18 protein-coding genes are annotated in these 14,400 nt (G+C 68.9%); 9 read left to right on the top strand and 9 right to left on the bottom strand.

Annotated elements, in window-relative coordinates; translation table 11 throughout:
• Positions 1-18: 18 nt before the first annotated feature.
• From QRN19_RS17690 to QRN19_RS17660, 7 genes are all read right to left on the bottom strand, one after another.
• The gene (locus QRN19_RS17690) at positions 19-402 is read right to left on the bottom strand and encodes a hypothetical protein (protein ID WP_285028538.1); all 384 of its coding nucleotides are present in this window, start codon (positions 400-402) and stop codon (positions 19-21) included.
• Between the two features lie 617 nt (positions 403-1,019).
• The gene (locus QRN19_RS17685; RefSeq protein WP_285028537.1) at positions 1,020-1,361 is read right to left on the bottom strand and encodes a hypothetical protein; all 342 of its coding nucleotides are present in this window, start codon (positions 1,359-1,361) and stop codon (positions 1,020-1,022) included.
• Positions 1,361-1,663 (bottom strand): hypothetical protein, encoded by a 303-nt coding sequence (locus QRN19_RS17680; RefSeq protein WP_285028536.1) that lies wholly within the window; start codon positions 1,661-1,663, stop codon positions 1,361-1,363. Before QRN19_RS17680 ends, QRN19_RS17685 begins: the two co-directional genes overlap by 1 nt.
• 59 nt (positions 1,664-1,722) lie before the next feature.
• A complete protein-coding gene (locus QRN19_RS17675; RefSeq protein WP_285028535.1) occupies positions 1,723-1,893 on the bottom strand; it encodes a hypothetical protein in 171 nt (56 codons plus the stop codon).
• Between the two features lie 101 nt (positions 1,894-1,994).
• Positions 1,995-2,237, bottom strand: coding sequence for a tyrosine-protein phosphatase (locus QRN19_RS17670; protein WP_285028534.1), 243 nt, complete (start codon positions 2,235-2,237; stop codon positions 1,995-1,997).
• Between the two features lie 31 nt (positions 2,238-2,268).
• A complete protein-coding gene (locus tag QRN19_RS17665; RefSeq protein WP_285028532.1) occupies positions 2,269-2,436 on the bottom strand; it encodes a hypothetical protein in 168 nt (55 codons plus the stop codon).
• A 47-nt stretch (positions 2,437-2,483) separates the two neighbouring features.
• Positions 2,484-3,593: a fatty acid desaturase family protein gene (locus QRN19_RS17660; protein WP_285028531.1), complete on the bottom strand. Its 1,110-nt coding sequence runs from the start codon at positions 3,591-3,593 to the stop codon at positions 2,484-2,486.
• Positions 3,594-3,863: 270 nt separating this feature from the next.
• Here QRN19_RS17660 and QRN19_RS17655 point away from each other — a divergent pair, with 270 nt between their 5' ends.
• Together QRN19_RS17655 and QRN19_RS17650 are read left to right on the top strand one after the other, a co-directional pair.
• Positions 3,864-4,634 carry a GAF and ANTAR domain-containing protein gene (locus QRN19_RS17655; protein WP_285028530.1) on the top strand — a complete coding sequence of 257 codons (771 nt, stop codon included), beginning with the start codon at positions 3,864-3,866 and terminating at the stop codon, positions 4,632-4,634.
• 116 nt (positions 4,635-4,750) lie between these two features.
• On the top strand, positions 4,751-5,329 hold the full coding sequence (locus tag QRN19_RS17650) for a TerD family protein (RefSeq protein WP_085512164.1): 579 nt from the start codon (positions 4,751-4,753) through the stop codon (positions 5,327-5,329).
• Positions 5,330-5,359: 30 nt separating this feature from the next.
• Here QRN19_RS17650 and QRN19_RS17645 read toward each other — a convergent pair whose 3' ends face one another.
• Complete coding sequence (locus QRN19_RS17645) at positions 5,360-6,865, bottom strand: SulP family inorganic anion transporter (RefSeq protein ID WP_285028529.1); 1,506 nt, start codon at positions 6,863-6,865, stop codon at positions 5,360-5,362.
• A 212-nt stretch (positions 6,866-7,077) separates the two neighbouring features.
• On the opposite strand from QRN19_RS17645, the gene QRN19_RS17640 reads away from it, so the two are divergent.
• Positions 7,078-7,431, top strand: coding sequence for a MerR family transcriptional regulator (locus QRN19_RS17640; RefSeq protein ID WP_064295101.1), 354 nt, complete (start codon positions 7,078-7,080; stop codon positions 7,429-7,431).
• A 12-nt stretch (positions 7,432-7,443) separates the two neighbouring features.
• Here the strand turns inward: QRN19_RS17640 and QRN19_RS17635 are convergent, their stop codons facing one another.
• On the bottom strand, positions 7,444-7,938 hold the full coding sequence (locus QRN19_RS17635; RefSeq protein WP_285028528.1) for a MarR family winged helix-turn-helix transcriptional regulator: 495 nt from the start codon (positions 7,936-7,938) through the stop codon (positions 7,444-7,446).
• A gap of 93 nt (positions 7,939-8,031) precedes the next feature.
• Between QRN19_RS17635 and QRN19_RS17630 the strand changes: the two genes are divergently transcribed.
• The 6 genes from QRN19_RS17630 to QRN19_RS17605 all read left to right on the top strand — a co-directional run bounded on the left by QRN19_RS17630 (position 8,032) and on the right by QRN19_RS17605 (position 14,380).
• A complete protein-coding gene (locus tag QRN19_RS17630) occupies positions 8,032-8,964 on the top strand; it encodes an NADP-dependent oxidoreductase (protein WP_285028527.1) in 933 nt (310 codons plus the stop codon).
• Between the two features lie 232 nt (positions 8,965-9,196).
• Complete coding sequence (locus QRN19_RS17625; RefSeq protein ID WP_285028526.1) at positions 9,197-10,180, top strand: TerC family protein; 984 nt, start codon at positions 9,197-9,199, stop codon at positions 10,178-10,180.
• A 128-nt stretch (positions 10,181-10,308) separates the two neighbouring features.
• The gene (locus QRN19_RS17620; protein ID WP_285028525.1) at positions 10,309-11,991 is read left to right on the top strand and encodes a S8 family serine peptidase; all 1,683 of its coding nucleotides are present in this window, start codon (positions 10,309-10,311) and stop codon (positions 11,989-11,991) included.
• Positions 11,992-12,052: 61 nt separating this feature from the next.
• Positions 12,053-12,742, top strand: a complete 690-nt coding sequence (locus QRN19_RS17615; protein WP_285028524.1) for an SOS response-associated peptidase — start codon at positions 12,053-12,055, stop codon at positions 12,740-12,742.
• Between the two features lie 143 nt (positions 12,743-12,885).
• Positions 12,886-13,536: a TetR/AcrR family transcriptional regulator gene (locus QRN19_RS17610; RefSeq protein WP_285028523.1), complete on the top strand. Its 651-nt coding sequence runs from the start codon at positions 12,886-12,888 to the stop codon at positions 13,534-13,536.
• A gap of 43 nt (positions 13,537-13,579) precedes the next feature.
• On the top strand, positions 13,580-14,380 hold the full coding sequence (locus QRN19_RS17605) for an MBL fold metallo-hydrolase (RefSeq protein WP_285028521.1): 801 nt from the start codon (positions 13,580-13,582) through the stop codon (positions 14,378-14,380).
• Positions 14,381-14,400: the final 20 nt, after the last annotated feature.

Genomic DNA, 14,400 nt, shown 5'->3' with positions numbered 1-14,400 from the left:
GACGCGGACCTTCCGCCGTCAGCCGGGGAGCTCCCACGAGGGATCGCGCAGCAGCGTGGTCGCGTACCCATCGCCGCGCGCTGCCGCGATCTCGTATGCCTGTCTTGCTGCGGCATCGTCGCCGAGTGTGTGGAGCAGGTTGCCGAGGCTGCGCGCCGAGCGGGCATCTCCGACAGCCATCGCACGAAGATAGGCCTCCTGCGCCCGTCCCACATCATCCTCCCACCGATAGATGTCCCCGAGCACGGCCAACGCGTCCGGGTGGTTCGCTCTCACCTGGTCCTGCAGCAGGGCGACCGCATCCTCCACATGACCGAGTTTCGCGAGAGCCAATGCACGCCAACACACCCAGATGTCCTCGCTGTCACCGACACGGTCGAGATAGGTGAGCGCCTCGTCCATGTGCTCCTCGTCGTCGTAATAGTCCGTGATGAGGCCGCCGAGGATGCCGAAAAGCCTCGGGTCCTCCCAGTCGGGGTAGCGGGATACGAAGTCGGGAGTGCTGCTTCGGCACGCGGATCGCCGATCCAATCCAGCGACTGCGCCAGGGCGAACCCGGCGAGGTCGAGCCCCGCGGCCGAGGACGCTTCGAAGGCGAGGACCGCCGCCTGCGGTTCGATGTCGTCCCGGTCCGACCAGGCGAGTTCCCACAGGGCGTAGCCGCAGTCGTACATCGCGTCGGCGAACGACTCCTCCGGGTCGAAGAACATCTCCCAGTTGTCATAAGCGAACGGGTGCCCGTGCGAGGCCAGGGCGGCCCGGACGAGGGCGCAGGCGCGTTCCTGCTCACCCTTCGCCCGGAGGTCGAGCAATGCGGCGATGAGCGCTTCCGGCGAGTCGGATCTCATCATCCTTGCCTGCCCTCCTATTCCGAGCCGTCGGCCACCACTGCACATCATCGCAGCACAGGCGACCGAGCCAGAGGTGAGGCCGGTCCCCGGGATGACCAGCTCCGCGGAGCTGTCTACGAAGACCCGATGGTGAACCGGCAGCTGCTCACCCGCGCCGCTGCTCGGCCTTCACCGGCCGAGATTGGCGATTGCTCGCTGGTAGGCGTCGAGGTTCGCACGCCGCCCGACGGCGACGGCCTCGACGGCGACGGCGTGGATCTCGTCCGGCGTGTAGCGGTAGACGAGTCGGTACCTGGGCTTCCCGGATCCATCCGGGTCGAAGTAGAGCTTGCGACAGTCACCCAGGTCCCCGGTGCCGACCCTCGAGTCGAGCTTCACGCCCGCGATCTTCCCGTCCCGAACGAGGACGAGCATGTCCAGCGCCATCTTCTTCGTGGCGAGGTCCGGGAGCGCGTCGAGGTCGTGCTGAAAGCCCGGAAGAAGAGCCGTCAGCTTGAGGGGCGCCGCCATCAGCGGTAGTCGTCAGGATCGAGGCCGAGACCGAGAGCGACATCAGCAAGGGACCCCGATCCACCGGCGGCAGCGCGCTCGCGCACCAAGTGTGCGATCTCGATGTCTTCGATCACGGGCAGCAACTCCGTGTAGAGCTCGAACGGAATGACGACGCCCTCGGCACGACGATGACCGCCGAACACCATTGGCTGCGCCATCACACCCTCGGAGCGGAACCTACGCAATGCGTTCGGCAACTCGGTGCGCGCTTCAGACGTGGGCAAGACCGGCTGGATGGGCATCGCTGACGAGGTCGACATCGTCCAAGTGTACCAACTTCTCGTTCTGAAAGTCGTACGAGTTTCAGGACGTCTGTCGGCTAGCGCCGGCCGTTCAGCGAGCGCTGGACGGCTCCGAACGCGATCGTCCCGACGATGAGGACGAGGCCGATGATCCCGAGCCAGAACAAGCCCTTCAACACGAACCCGACGATCGAGAGGACCGCCCAGAGGACGAGGAGGACGACGATGACGACGGCGAACTTCTGCACGAGAGTGGGGTTCCTGTTCCGATGGTGATGTCGACTGCCGGGATCGGATGACGATCAGGCAGGACCCTAGCAGGACGGCCTCCGCGCCGGCCGGAGACCGGTCACGGCAGGAGGAGCCGACGCAGTCCGACCCGAGTCGCCTCGTCGAGAGCCAGGGTGCGGAGGTCGACCACGGACCGTAAGCCCCACCGCGTCGCGGCGTCCCACCCGGCAGCGGTGAGCAGCTCGCGTCGGGGACCCCGCGCGACCCGCCCGCGCGCCGTCAGGCCGGTGGACGACCGTGGGGTCGGGAGGCCGCCGAGATCCCTGAGGTTGCGCAGGCCGTCCCAGTCCAGCTCACGCATGTCAGAGCGTTCTCGAACCGGCCCCTCGGCCTCAGCCCTGCAGCTTGCGCTTGCTGGCAGCGCGGCGGATGGCACCGAAGACGATCGTGCCGATGAGGAGGACGATGCCGATGATCCCGAGCCACAGCAGGCCCTTCAGCGCGAAGCCGACGATGGAGAGGATCGCCCAGATGACGAGGAGCACGATGATGATCTGCATGGCTTGGGTTCCTGATTCCGTGGGGTGACGGTGGTCGGTGAGGTGGCTCAGTGGATGCGGAGCTCGGCGACGAGCGGACACGCGAACGGGTCTCGGGCCCCGAGACCGACGCGGTTGAGATAACGGACGACGATCCCGTAGGAGCGTAGCAAGGTGGTCTCCGTATACGGGACGTCGAGTGCGGCGCAGTGGTCGCGGACCAGCCGTCGAGCCGCTTTGAGCGCGGGGCGCGGCATCGAGGGGAACAGGTGGTGCTCCACCTGGTAGTTCAGGCCGCCCATGAGGAACGACACCCACCATCCGCCGGCCACGTTCCGCGACGTCAGGACCTGCCGGGAGAAGAAGTCGACGTTCGCATCGTGGGCGATCGTCGGCATCCCCTTGTGGTTCGGGGCGAACGAGGCGCCCATCATGACGCCGAACACCGCGACCTGGACGCCGAGGAACGCGCACGCCATGCCGAACGGCAGGAACCGGAACACGACCGTGAGGATGATCCCGAAGCGTGCGACGAGCATCACGCCCTCGATCACCCGGTCGCGCACGCCGACCCGCGTCCCGACACCGCTGACGACGGAACGGATCGCGAGCCAATGGAGGTTGAGGCCTTCGAGGGTGAGGAGCGGGAAGAACAACCAGCCCTGATGACGGTAGAAGATCCTCGCCGCCCGGTTCCGCACGGTGTCGACGTCCTCCGGCAGGAAGCGGATCGTGTCGGGTTCGATGTCGGGGTCCTTGCCCACCGTGTTCGGGTTGCCGTGATGGCGGGTGTGCTTGTTCATCCACCACGAGTAGCTCAGTCCGACGAGGAAGGTGCCGAGGAAGCGACCCGCCCAGTCGTTCCACGCACGGGACTCGAACACCTGCCGATGCGCGGCCTCGTGCGACAGGAAGGCGAACTGCGTGAAGAGCACGCCCAGCGCCGCCGCGACCAACAGCTGCAGCCAGGAGTCACCGAGGAACGCGAAGGCGACCCAGCAGCCGGCGGTGGCGAGCACCAGGACGGCGAACAGGGTCCAGTAGAAGCCGCAGCGACGTCGGAGCAGACCGGCCGACTTCACCTCGGCGAGGATCACGGAGTAGCTCGAGGTCCCGCCGGTCCGGGGCCTCCCGCTGGGTCCGGTCTTCCGGAACCCGCTGCTGCGCTCGACCGTCATCGGACCGCACCTGCCTGCGAGGCGAACGGCATCGACGAGCGCGATGGTCTCCGATGGCGCGCGAGAAGGAGACCGAACCGGTGCGTGCGCATGATGCTCCCTGGGCATGGACAGACGAAGAGGACGTTCCGGCAACCAGGGTCTGGGGCAGCGCTCGCTCAGCGTAGAACGGTCTCGCGACCCCGCGCAAATCCGAGTGGGCGAGTGTCGACCACCGGCGGTCAAGGACGACCGTCGGCCTCGGTTTACGGTTGATCCGCCGATCAACAGATGAGGACTGACACCGCCATGGACGACACCCGCGAAGCACGGCTCATCGAGACGTTCGTGACCCTCACCGACAGCCTCGTCGCCGATTACGACGTCGTCGACGTGCTGCAGACGCTGGTCGACCGGGCGGTCGAATTGTTCGACGCCGCCGCCGGGGCCATCCACCTGGCCGACCGCGACGACGTCCTGCAGGTCGTCGCGTCCACGAGCGAGCGGAGCGAGTTCATCGGCCTGCTCCAGCTCAACGCGGGCGAGGGTCCGTGCATCGCGGCGGTGACGACGGGTCGACTGGTGACGGCGGAGAGCGCCGAGGAACTCCAGGAGCACTGGCCGAGGTTCGCGGAGGCCTCGAAGGAACGCGGATACGCGGGCGTCCACGCGATCCCCATGCGGCTCCGCGACACGACCGTCGGGTCACTGAACCTGTTCCGCGAGACCGAGGGCGCTCTCAACGGCGCCGACGCGCGCGCCGCCCAGGCGCTGGCCGATGTCGCGACGATCAGCCTCCTCCAGCAGCGGACGATCGAGAACGCGACGCTCGCCACCGAGCAACTCCAACGCGCACTCGACAGCCGGGTCGCCATCGAACAGGCGAAGGGGTATCTGGCCCGTGCGGCGGGTGTCGACATGGACACGGCCTTCGGGATGATCCGGCAGTACGCACGCACCCGCCAGCGGCGGCTCGGTGACGTCGCCGCTGCGGTCGCCCGTGAGGAGGTGCCGCTCGACGAGGTCACGGCGGCCGGCTCCCCCGGAGTGGACGGCGCCTGACGACCGCTGCCGCCGTGGGGGAGCTGGTCGATCCTCCACAACCCACTCCAAACTCAGCCGGAACAGGGCAGGATGGAGGTTCGAACATCACCGAGCACTCTCGAAGGAACACACCCATGGCAGGCCTCAGCCTCTCCAAAGGCAACAACCTCTCGCTCACGAAGACCAGCCCAGGGCTGACCATCGCCACGGTCGGTCTCGGGTGGGACCCGCGCACCACCGTCGGCGTCGCGTTCGACCTCGACGCCTCCGCCATCCTCGTCGCCGAGAACGGCAAGATCCGCAGCCCTGCGGACTTCATCTTCTACAACCAGATGTCGACGCCCGACGGCTCGGTCGTGCACCAGGGCGACAACCGCACCGGCGAGGGTGACGGCGACGACGAGCAGATCACGATCGACCTCCGCGCGGTGGAGCCGGATGTCTCGCGCATCGTCATCGCCGTTTCGATCCACGACGCCGACAACCGCCGCCAGAACTTCGGCCAGGTCCGCGACGCCTTCTGCCGGGTCATGGACCAGGACCAGCAGGAGATCGTCCGCTACGACCTCACCGAGGACGCCTCGCAGGAGACGGCGATGCTGTTCGCCGAGATCTACCGGTACAACTCGGAGTGGAAGTTCCGTGCCGTCGGCCAGGGCTACACCACTGGTTTGGCCGGCATCGCGGGCGACTTCGGCGTCCCGCTCGACTGAGCCGGACGCAGGCGCCGGCACGACCGGCGGTCAGTGACCGCCGGTCAGCTTGCCGGCCAGCCGGGTGTGGATCCGCGTACTCGCGTCGTTCATCCCCTCGATGACGACCCGCTTCCCGCGACGCTCGTACTTCGTGGTGATCGCGTCGAGGGCGGCGACGGTCGATGCGTCCCAGACGTGCGACTGCGAGAGGTCGATGACGATCCGCTCCGGGTCGTCGGCGTAGGCGAATTGCGTCGTCAGGTCGTTGCTGGAGGCGAAGAACAGCTCGCCGGTCACGGTGTACCGGGCGGTGGGCGTCGCGGCCGACAGGTCGACCGTGCGCTCGACGGAGGCGAGGTGGGCGACCCGCCTCGCGAACACGACCATCGCGGCGATCACACCGATCACGACACCGATCGCGAGGTTGTGCGTCAGGACCACCACGACGACCGTGGCGACCATGACGACGGTCTCGCCGAGGGGCATGGCGCGCAGGGTCCTCGGGTGGATGCTGTGCCAGTCGAAGGTCGCGACGGACACCATGATCATCACCGCGACGAGGGCGGCCATGGGGATGACCGCGACCACGTCGCCCAGCGCGACGACCAGGACCAGCAGGAACACGCCGGCGAGGAAGGTCGAGATCCGCGTCCGCGCGCCGGAGGCCTTCACGTTGATCATCGTCTGGCCGATCATCGCGCAGCCACCCATGCCGCCGAAGCACCCGGAGAGCACGTTCGCGATCCCCTGGCCCAGCGACTCGCGGGTCTTGCCCGACGGGGTGTCGGTGACGTCGTCGACGAGCTTGGCCGTCATGAGCGATTCGAGAAGCCCGACCAATGCCATCGCGGCAGCGTAGGGCGCGATGATCGCGAACGTCTCCAGCGTGAACGGCACGTTCGGGATGAACAGGGCCGGCAGGCTGCGCGGCAGTTCGCCCTGGTCGCCGACGGTCGGCACGTTCAGTCCGGTGACCACGGTCGCCGCGGTGATGAGCACGATCGCCACGAGCGGCGCCGGTACGACGCTCGTGAGGCGGGGCATGACGACCATGACCACGATGCCGACCGCGACGAGTGGGTACACGAGCCACGGCACGCCGATGAGGTTCGGGAGCTGGGCGGTGAAGATCAGGATCGCCAGGGCGTTGACGAATCCGACCATGACGCTGCGCGGGATGAAGCGCATGAGCTTCGCGACGCCGAGGAGACCGAGGATCACCTGGAAGACACCGCCGAGGATGACCGTGGCGATGAAGTAGTCGAGGCCGTGTTCGCGGGCGACCGGGGCGATGACCAGGGCGATCGCTCCCGTGGCCGCCGTGATCATCGCCGGGCGGCCACCGAGGAAGGCGATCGCCACGGCCATGACGAAGGAGGAGAACAGCCCGACCTGCGGGTCGACGCCCGCGATGATCGAGAAGGAGATCGCCTCCGGGATGAGTGCCATCGCGACGACGAGGCCCGCCAGCACCTCTCTGGTGAGGATGCGGGGGCTGCGGAGGGCGGAGAGGACGGTGGCGTCCGGTGCGGCGGATGTGAGGCCGGTGGCCATGAGTGCTCCTGTCGGAGTCGGGGTCCTCAGCGCGAGGACCGGATGGGAATGTCTGGGTCCGGCGCTGCGGTGCGCACGCCACCGACCGCGCGGGGACGTCACGCGCGGGAGAATGGTGGGGAGATGCGGCCCGATCGGCCGCCATCGATAACTCTACCCTAACGTAAGGGTTGATTTGAAGTGAGGCGACCGTGACGAGCGAACAGACCACCATGCACATCGGCGAACTGGCCGAGCGCACCGGACTCTCGCTCCGCACACTGCGGCACTACGACGACGTCGGCCTGGTCTCGGCCTCAGCGCGCACCGAGGGTGGCTTCCGGCTGTACACCCAGGACGACTACGACCGGCTCATCCTCATCCGGCGCATGAAACCCCTCGGCTTCTCGCTCGAGGAGATGGCCGAACTCCTCCGGGTCATCGACGCCATGGACACCGCACCCGACGACGACACCCGCGCGATCCTCGACGGCTTCATCACCGACGCGGCCGAGCGACGCACCAAGCTGCAGCAGCAGCTCGCGATGGCGGACGAGTTCGTGTCACTCCTCGAAGCCCGCCGCTGATCACAGCCGCGATCACGCCTTCCGACGACGTCCTGCCGAGCGTGGCGGAGCAGCCCGGAGGTGCTCGCTGACCCGCCCGAGGATGCGCGCGAGCTCGCCGACGTCGGCGTCGTCGAGCGTCGCGAAGAGCAGGTCCCTGACGGCCTGGATGTGGCCGGGGAAGACTGCGGCGAGCACGTCCCGGCCGGCCGTCGTGATCGCCACGACCGTGCTGCGCTCGTCGTCAGGTGACGGCGAGCGGGTGATGAGCCCACGCTGCTCGAGCAACTGCGCCTGGTAGGTGAGCCCGCTGCGACTGTAGACCACGCCGTCCGCGAGATCCGTCATGCGCTGATGACCGTCCGGCGCATCACCGAGGCGCGCCAGCAACTGGAACTGGACGTAGCTCAACTCGCCGGCCTCGCGGAGCTGCTGCTCGACCGCCGGCCGCAGGAGGCTGCTCACCTCGGTGAACGCGAAGTACGCGCCGAGCTGGGTCGGGGTGAGGGATTCAGGCGTTTCGGACATGCGTCCATTCTAGGTGTTGCTTCGAGTTCGAAGCAGTGTTACGGTCTGATCAGTTGCTTCGAGTTCGAAGCACTATGACCGAAGGAGAGCATCATGCAGGCAGTACAGTTCCACGAGGTCGGCGGGCCCGAGGTCCTCCACTACGGGGACATCGAGCAGCCGACTCCGGCCGCGGGGCAGGTGCGCGTCCGCGTCGCATCCTCGGCGTTCAACGCGGCGGACAACGGGATGCGGGCGGGTTTCCTGCCGATCCCGGTCCAGCTCCCCCATGTCCCCGGGTACGACGTGTCGGGCACGATCGACGCGCTCGGCGACGGCGTCGAGGGGCTCGCGGTCGGCGACGCGGTCATCGGATTCCTCCCGATGGAGCTCGACGGTGGCGCGGCGGAGTACGTCATCGCGCCGGCCGACGCCGTCGTCGCAGCGCCCACGACCATCCCGCTCGCGGACGCCGCAGCACTCCCCTCGGTCGCGCTGACCGCCTGGCAGGCGCTGTTCGACGACGGCGGGCTCGAGTCGGGTCAGCGAGTCCTCATCGTCGGCGCCGGTGGCGTCGTCGGCAAGTACGCGATCCAGCTCGCGAAGCGCGCCGGGGTACACGTCATCGCGACGGCCAGCCCGCGGAGCGAGGCGGCCGTCCGGGCCGCTGGAGCGGACGAGGTGGTGGATCACACGGCGTCCGACCTCCTCGGTGCGGTCTCCGAGCCGGTCGACGTGCTCCTCAACCTCGCTCCGATCGACCCGGCGCAGTTTGAGGCGCTCATCGCGCTCGTTCGCGACGGTGGCGCGGTGGTGAGCACCACCGCATGGATGCCGACGCCTGGCGACGACACACGTCGGGTCCGTTCGGCGACGGTCTTCGTCCTCCGGAACCGCGACCGTCTCGGGGCCCTGGTGTCCCTCGTGGATGACGGAGCGCTCACGGTCGAGGTGACGCGCCGGATCCCGCTCGCCGAGCTGCCCGCGCTCCACGCCGAGGCCGCCGCCGGGCGCATCTCCGGCAAGGTCATCGTCCTGCCCGCGTGATCCTGGGAGGAACCCGAGGTCCGGTGGGAAACCCCGGGGAGTCCGGCCCCGGGCCTGGGCGCGGGGTCACACCGCCCGTACGATGGTCGGAGCAGGGGGAGTACTCCTTCGCGACATGCTCGTCAGTACGGATCCGCCATCGGGTCCCGGGGTGTCGGCTCTCATCGAGAGTGGAGAAGACCGTGTTCCGACCATCGCGTCGGAGTCCCGTCCTCGAGCCCTTGGAGCCACAATGGCCGTCACCCCGCTGATCTGGATCATCACCATCGGTGTCACGATCCTCTTCTTCGTCTACGAGTTCTTCGCGCACGTGCGGAAGCCCCACGAACCGACCATCGCGGAGTCGGCACGCTGGTCGATCTTCTACGTCAGCCTCGCCCTGCTGTTCGGCGTCGGCATCGGCCTCGTCTCCGGCTGGACGTACGGCGGCGAGTACTTCGCCGGGTACCTGACCGAGAAGGCGCTCTCGATCGACAACCTGTTCGTCTTCCTCATCGTGATGGCCGGGTTCGCCGTCCCGAAGGCGTACCAGCAGAAGGTGCTGATGATCGGCATCATCATCGCGCTCATCATGCGCGGTGCGTTCATCGCCGTCGGCGCCGCACTCATCGAGAACTCCTCCTGGATCTTCTACCTGATGGGCGCGCTGCTGCTGTTCCTCGCGTACCGCCAGGCGTTCGGCAGCCACGAGAGCGACCCGGCCAACGGCAAGGTCGTGGGATTCGCCCGACGCATCCTCCCGATCACCGACACCTATCACGGTGACCGACTCTCGGTGAAGATCGACGGCAAGCGCTTCTTCACGCCGATGCTGCTGACGATCGTCGCGATCGGGTTCGTCGACCTCGTGTTCGCGGTCGACTCGATCCCCGCGATCTACGGCCTCACCGAGCAGGCGTACATCGTGTTCACCGCGAACGCCTTCGCGCTCATGGGCCTCCGCCAGCTGTTCTTCCTGATCGGCGGCCTGCTGGAACGTCTCGTCTACCTCGCCCAGGGCCTCGCCGTCATCCTCGCCTTCATCGGCCTGAAGCTCGTGTTCCACGCCCTCCACGTGAACGAGCTGCCGTTCATCAACGGCGGCGAGCACCTCGACTGGATCCCCGACATCCCGATCTGGTTCTCGCTGCTCTTCATCGCCGCGACCATCACCGTGGCGACGCTCGCCTCGCTCGCGAAGACCCGCCGGGACGCGCGGGCCGGCCTCGAGCGGTAGTCCACGACGGTCCTGCTCGCGGCGCCGGTGATCCGTTTTCCGCAAGAACCGCCGGCCTGAGGAGATCCTCTGTCACGATCTCCTCAGGCCGGCCGCCGTGGGGGCGGCCGCCGCGATGAGGAGTGACCATGGGTGTGCTTCGCGGCAGGGTGTCCGGTGCGCTGGCGATCGTCCTCGCCTGCGGTGCCGTCGGAGCCGGCGCGCTCCCGGTAGCGGCTGTCCCCGCCGCGACCGCGGCCGGCTGCCGCTCGCTCCCGGCACCTGCCGTCGAACTCCTGAACGCCGGCGACGCCGAGACGGGGTTCGGCGTCGACGGCACCGGCGTCCGGGTGGGGATCATCTCAGGATCCTTCGGCAACGCCGGAGCGGAGGCCGTCGCGGCCGACATCACCGCGGGGCTCCTCCCCGGGCCGGGGAATCCCTGTGGGTACGTGACGCCGGTCTCCATCCTGAACGACCCACCGGTCGACCAGGACGACGAAGGGCGGGCGATGGCCCAGCTCGTGCACGGGATCGCTCCCGGGGCCGAGATCCTCTTCGCGTCCGACAGCGCCGGGTACCCTGCCGCCGTGGACCTGCTCGTCGCCAACGGAGCCTCGGTCATCGTCGACGACGTGCAGGGTGGCGAGGACCGTCGCTACCGGACCGGCCCCGGCGAGGCTGCCATCCGGCGGGCGGTCGACGCCGGTGTGTTCGCCGTCACCGCGGCCGGCAACTTCGCCGTGCCGGGCGCACCCGGTTTCCCGAGTGCCGGATTCCCCATCGGCTCTTGGGCGACCGACCGCTACCGTCCCACCGATTGCCCGCAGAACGTCGCCGAGCTGTTCGACGCCGGTTCTGTCGACTGCCTCGACTTCGACCCCGGTGATGCGGTCGATGCGGCCATGGGGGTCACGCTGCCGGCCGGTTCGATCATGGTCGGCTCGCTCGATTGGGGCGAGCCCGACGGCGCGCTGTCCACGAGCTTCGAGTACGTGCTGTCGCTCGAGGACCGGACGATCCCCTTCCCAGCGGCAGACCCGCAGCTCGCCACGAGCACCGCGCCGCTGCAGAACCTCTCGGACGCCGAGCAAACAGCGGTGCAGGTCAGTGTCGTTCGGCACCTGACGCCCACCGCGGCGGCTCCGCCCCTGGCCCTCACCTGGACTCCGTTCCCAGGCCGACCGGAGCTGATCGCACAGGAGTACTTCCGCTCGACGGCGACGGACACCGTGGGCGGAGCCCTCTTCGGCCATCAGGCGACCCCGGAGGTGTTCAGCGTCGCCGCCGTCGACGCAGCGGACTCCACCCTGGAGACCTACTCCTCCCTCGGGCCGTCGACCATCCTCTTCGGCGTCCCCACCCCGGTGACGGTCCTCGGCCCGACCGCGGCCGGCATCGACGACCTCCCCGTCTCGACCACCGTCCTCACCGGCTCCGGCAACTTCCGAGGCACGTCGGCCGCCGCCCCCACCGTCGCTGCTGCGGCAGCGCTCGTCCGTCAGCTCCGGCCGGATCTGACTCCGGACCAGGTGCGAGCAGCACTCACCGACCATGCGCGTCTCGACACCATCACCATCCCCTGGGACCCCTCCATCCCGACCGAGCGTTCGGTCGGCGCGGGCCTGATCGACGTCGGCGCGAGCCTCGCCGCGCTCGCGGTGCCGACGCCGCCTGCGCCCACCGCCGACGCCGGGGCCGCGGCGATCGACGTCCTCCCGCCGACCGGCTTCTCGGCGACGACCCTGCTCAGCGCCGTCGTCCTCGCCGTGGCGCTCACCGGGAGCGGGGTCGTGCTGCTTCTCCGACGACGGCCGAGGCGCCCGGCCTGACCCGGTCCCAAGGCCCTGTCCAGGCCTCGACCTCGCGGTTCCCCGCTCCTAAGCTGAGCGCATGTGCGGTCGCTTCGTCGTCACCGATTCCACGTCCACCCTCCTCGCGGACCTCGTGGCCGAGTTCGAGGCGCCCGCGCCCGACTACAACGTCGCCCCCACCACCGAGGTGACCGTGGTCCGCACCCGGCACGAGGAACGGACCGCGACCAGCGCCCGTTGGGGCTTCGTCCCCGGCTGGGCCAAGGACTTCGCGAAGCAACGACCGCAGCCCATCAACGCGCGCATGGAGACGGTCGCTACCGCCTCCATGTTCCGCAAGGCCTTCGCATCAGCACGGTGCATCGTGCCGGCGACCGGTTACTACGAGTGGGTGGTCACCGAGACCGGCAAGCAGCCGCACTTCATCCACGACCCCGAGGCCGAGCTGGCGATGGCGGGCATCATCAGTGCCTGGCCCGACCCGGGCAAAGCCGAGGGCGACCCCGACAAGTGGCGACTGTCGATGGCGATCATCACCCGTGACGCGCACGTCTCCCCGGGCGAGGTCCACGACCGCATGCCGGCGTGCCTCACCCCCGACGGCTATGACGATTGGCTCGGCGACCACCTCGACACCGACCAACTGCTGCACCTGCTCGACCGGGAGTCCTTCGCGGTCGCCCACGATCTCACCCACTACGAGGTCACGCGGGACGTGAACAACGTCCGCAACACGGGGCCGCACCTCATCGAGCCGCTCCCGGCCTGAGTGACGGGCGCGGGTGATCGCGAGCGGGCGGTCGTCGCATCCCTCAGCTTCCTCACAGACGCTCGTCTAAGCTAGACGAGCGTCTGACTCAGACGATCGTCTAGCGGCCCGAGCCCCGGGCCCTCCACCTCGAAGGAGCGCTCGTGAGCGGTCTGCGCCAGTACGCGATGAGCCAGGTCCGCGACGAGATCATCGACGCCGCCGGACTCGAGTTCGGTCGGAACGGTTACGCCGGGACCTCGTTCTCCGGCATCGCGTCCGTCATGGGCAAGCCGAAGTCGGTCATCGGGTACCACCTGTTCCCGTCGAAACGGAGCCTCGCGCACGCGGTCATCGCGGAGCAGGACGAACGATGGCAGGCGGCGGACGCACGGATCGGCGCGCCCTACGGCGCGCTCCGCTGGGTGACGATGATCCTCGCCTCCGCCCAGGAGGCGCAGCGATCCCCCATCGCCATGGGCGCCATCCGGCTCCTGCACGAACTGCCACGGATGGACGACCCGGTCTACACGGTGTTCGACTGGCGGGCCTACACCCGCCTGAACCTCCGCATGGAGGCCGCAGCGCACGATCTCGACCTCCCGGACCTCGACGGCGTCGCAGACGTCCTGCTCGACGCATGCTTCGGACTCGTGACCACGACGGTGGGCGACGACGATGCGGCCGAGCTCAGCGAGCGACTGATCACCCTGATCCGGCCGATCCTCGCGACCGTCGACCCCGCCGGCGCCGCGGCCACGACGACCGCCGCAGCGGCCGCTCATGGGCTCGTCGCCGGACCTGCCGAGCACTGACCCCCCTCCCCCGAACCCCGTCTCCGCAATCGGAAGGACGCCCATGTCCCAGAGCGACCCCGCGCACCTCGACGCCGTGCCGAACGGCACCACCCGCAACACCACGGTCGCGGATCGGGTGCACCTCGTGCAGGGCCCGTCCGTCAACTGGATCATCGTCGAGGGCGACCTCGGGCCGGTCCTCATCGACACCGGCTACCCCGGCGACGGCGCGGCCGTCACCGCGACCCTCGGCGCGCTCGGCTACGCGGTCGAGGACGTGCAGGCGATCCTCCTCACCCACGGACACAGCGACCACATCGGCAATGCGACATTCATCGCCGGGTTGGCGGCGTGTGACATCCTCGCGTCCCGCGACGAGATCCCCAACGTCCGCCGGGAGGTGCTCGAGCAGGTCGGGCTCGCCGACGTCCAACCCCACCTCGAGCGTCCCGGGGTCGCCGCCTGGGTCAGCCATGCCGTCGAGGCCGGCGGACTCGAGGTCGTGCCGCCGACGTCGGTCACCGCGATCGAGGACGTGCCCGAGCTCCGGGCTGCTCTCGGGGTCGCGGTCCGCCCGCTCCCCCTCCCCGGCCACACGCGCGGCCACCTCGGATTCCTCCTCGTCGAGCACGGCGTCCTCGTCGCGGGCGACGCACTCGTCACCGCGCACCCCACCAGCCCCCACGACGGGCCGCAGCTGCTCCCCGAGATGTTCCACGGCGACCTGCAGCGCGCCCGCCAGTCGTTGACCACGCTGGCCGGGCTCCCGGCCTCCGTCGTGCTACCCGGACACGGCCCGGCGTTCTTCGGCTCGCCCGCGCAGGCGGCGGCGGAAGCCCTCGCCTTCGGGAGTGCGTTCTGAGCATCCGACCGCCCGCCGGA

This window comes from Plantibacter sp. ME-Dv--P-122b, from assembly GCF_030209375.1.
Classification (GTDB): Bacteria; Actinomycetota; Actinomycetes; order Actinomycetales; family Microbacteriaceae; genus Plantibacter.
The sequence above is the reverse complement of the archived record's forward strand: the minus strand, read 5'-3'. Positions and strand labels throughout refer to the sequence as shown.

Coding starts and splice junctions, on each gene's coding strand:
- QRN19_RS17680 (WP_285028536.1), bottom strand. CDS start 1,663: ATGTCGACCTCGTCAGCGATGCCCATCCAGCCGGTCTTGCCCACGTCT.
- QRN19_RS17620 (WP_285028525.1), top strand. CDS start 10,309: ATGGGTGTGCTTCGCGGCAGGGTGTCCGGTGCGCTGGCGATCGTCCTC.
- QRN19_RS17615 (WP_285028524.1), top strand. CDS start 12,053: ATGTGCGGTCGCTTCGTCGTCACCGATTCCACGTCCACCCTCCTCGCG.
- QRN19_RS17655 (WP_285028530.1), top strand. CDS start 3,864: ATGAGGACTGACACCGCCATGGACGACACCCGCGAAGCACGGCTCATC.
- QRN19_RS17625 (WP_285028526.1), top strand. CDS start 9,197: ATGGCCGTCACCCCGCTGATCTGGATCATCACCATCGGTGTCACGATC.
- QRN19_RS17660 (WP_285028531.1), bottom strand. CDS start 3,593: ATGACGGTCGAGCGCAGCAGCGGGTTCCGGAAGACCGGACCCAGCGGG.
- QRN19_RS17605 (WP_285028521.1), top strand. CDS start 13,580: ATGTCCCAGAGCGACCCCGCGCACCTCGACGCCGTGCCGAACGGCACC.
- QRN19_RS17650 (WP_085512164.1), top strand. CDS start 4,751: ATGGCAGGCCTCAGCCTCTCCAAAGGCAACAACCTCTCGCTCACGAAG.
- QRN19_RS17665 (WP_285028532.1), bottom strand. CDS start 2,436: ATGCAGATCATCATCGTGCTCCTCGTCATCTGGGCGATCCTCTCCATC.
- QRN19_RS17685 (WP_285028537.1), bottom strand. CDS start 1,361: ATGGCGGCGCCCCTCAAGCTGACGGCTCTTCTTCCGGGCTTTCAGCAC.
- QRN19_RS17645 (WP_285028529.1), bottom strand. CDS start 6,865: ATGGCCACCGGCCTCACATCCGCCGCACCGGACGCCACCGTCCTCTCC.
- QRN19_RS17640 (WP_064295101.1), top strand. CDS start 7,078: ATGCACATCGGCGAACTGGCCGAGCGCACCGGACTCTCGCTCCGCACA.
- QRN19_RS17635 (WP_285028528.1), bottom strand. CDS start 7,938: ATGTCCGAAACGCCTGAATCCCTCACCCCGACCCAGCTCGGCGCGTAC.
- QRN19_RS17690 (WP_285028538.1), bottom strand. CDS start 402: ATGGACGAGGCGCTCACCTATCTCGACCGTGTCGGTGACAGCGAGGAC.
- QRN19_RS17630 (WP_285028527.1), top strand. CDS start 8,032: ATGCAGGCAGTACAGTTCCACGAGGTCGGCGGGCCCGAGGTCCTCCAC.
- QRN19_RS17670 (WP_285028534.1), bottom strand. CDS start 2,237: ATGCGTGAGCTGGACTGGGACGGCCTGCGCAACCTCAGGGATCTCGGC.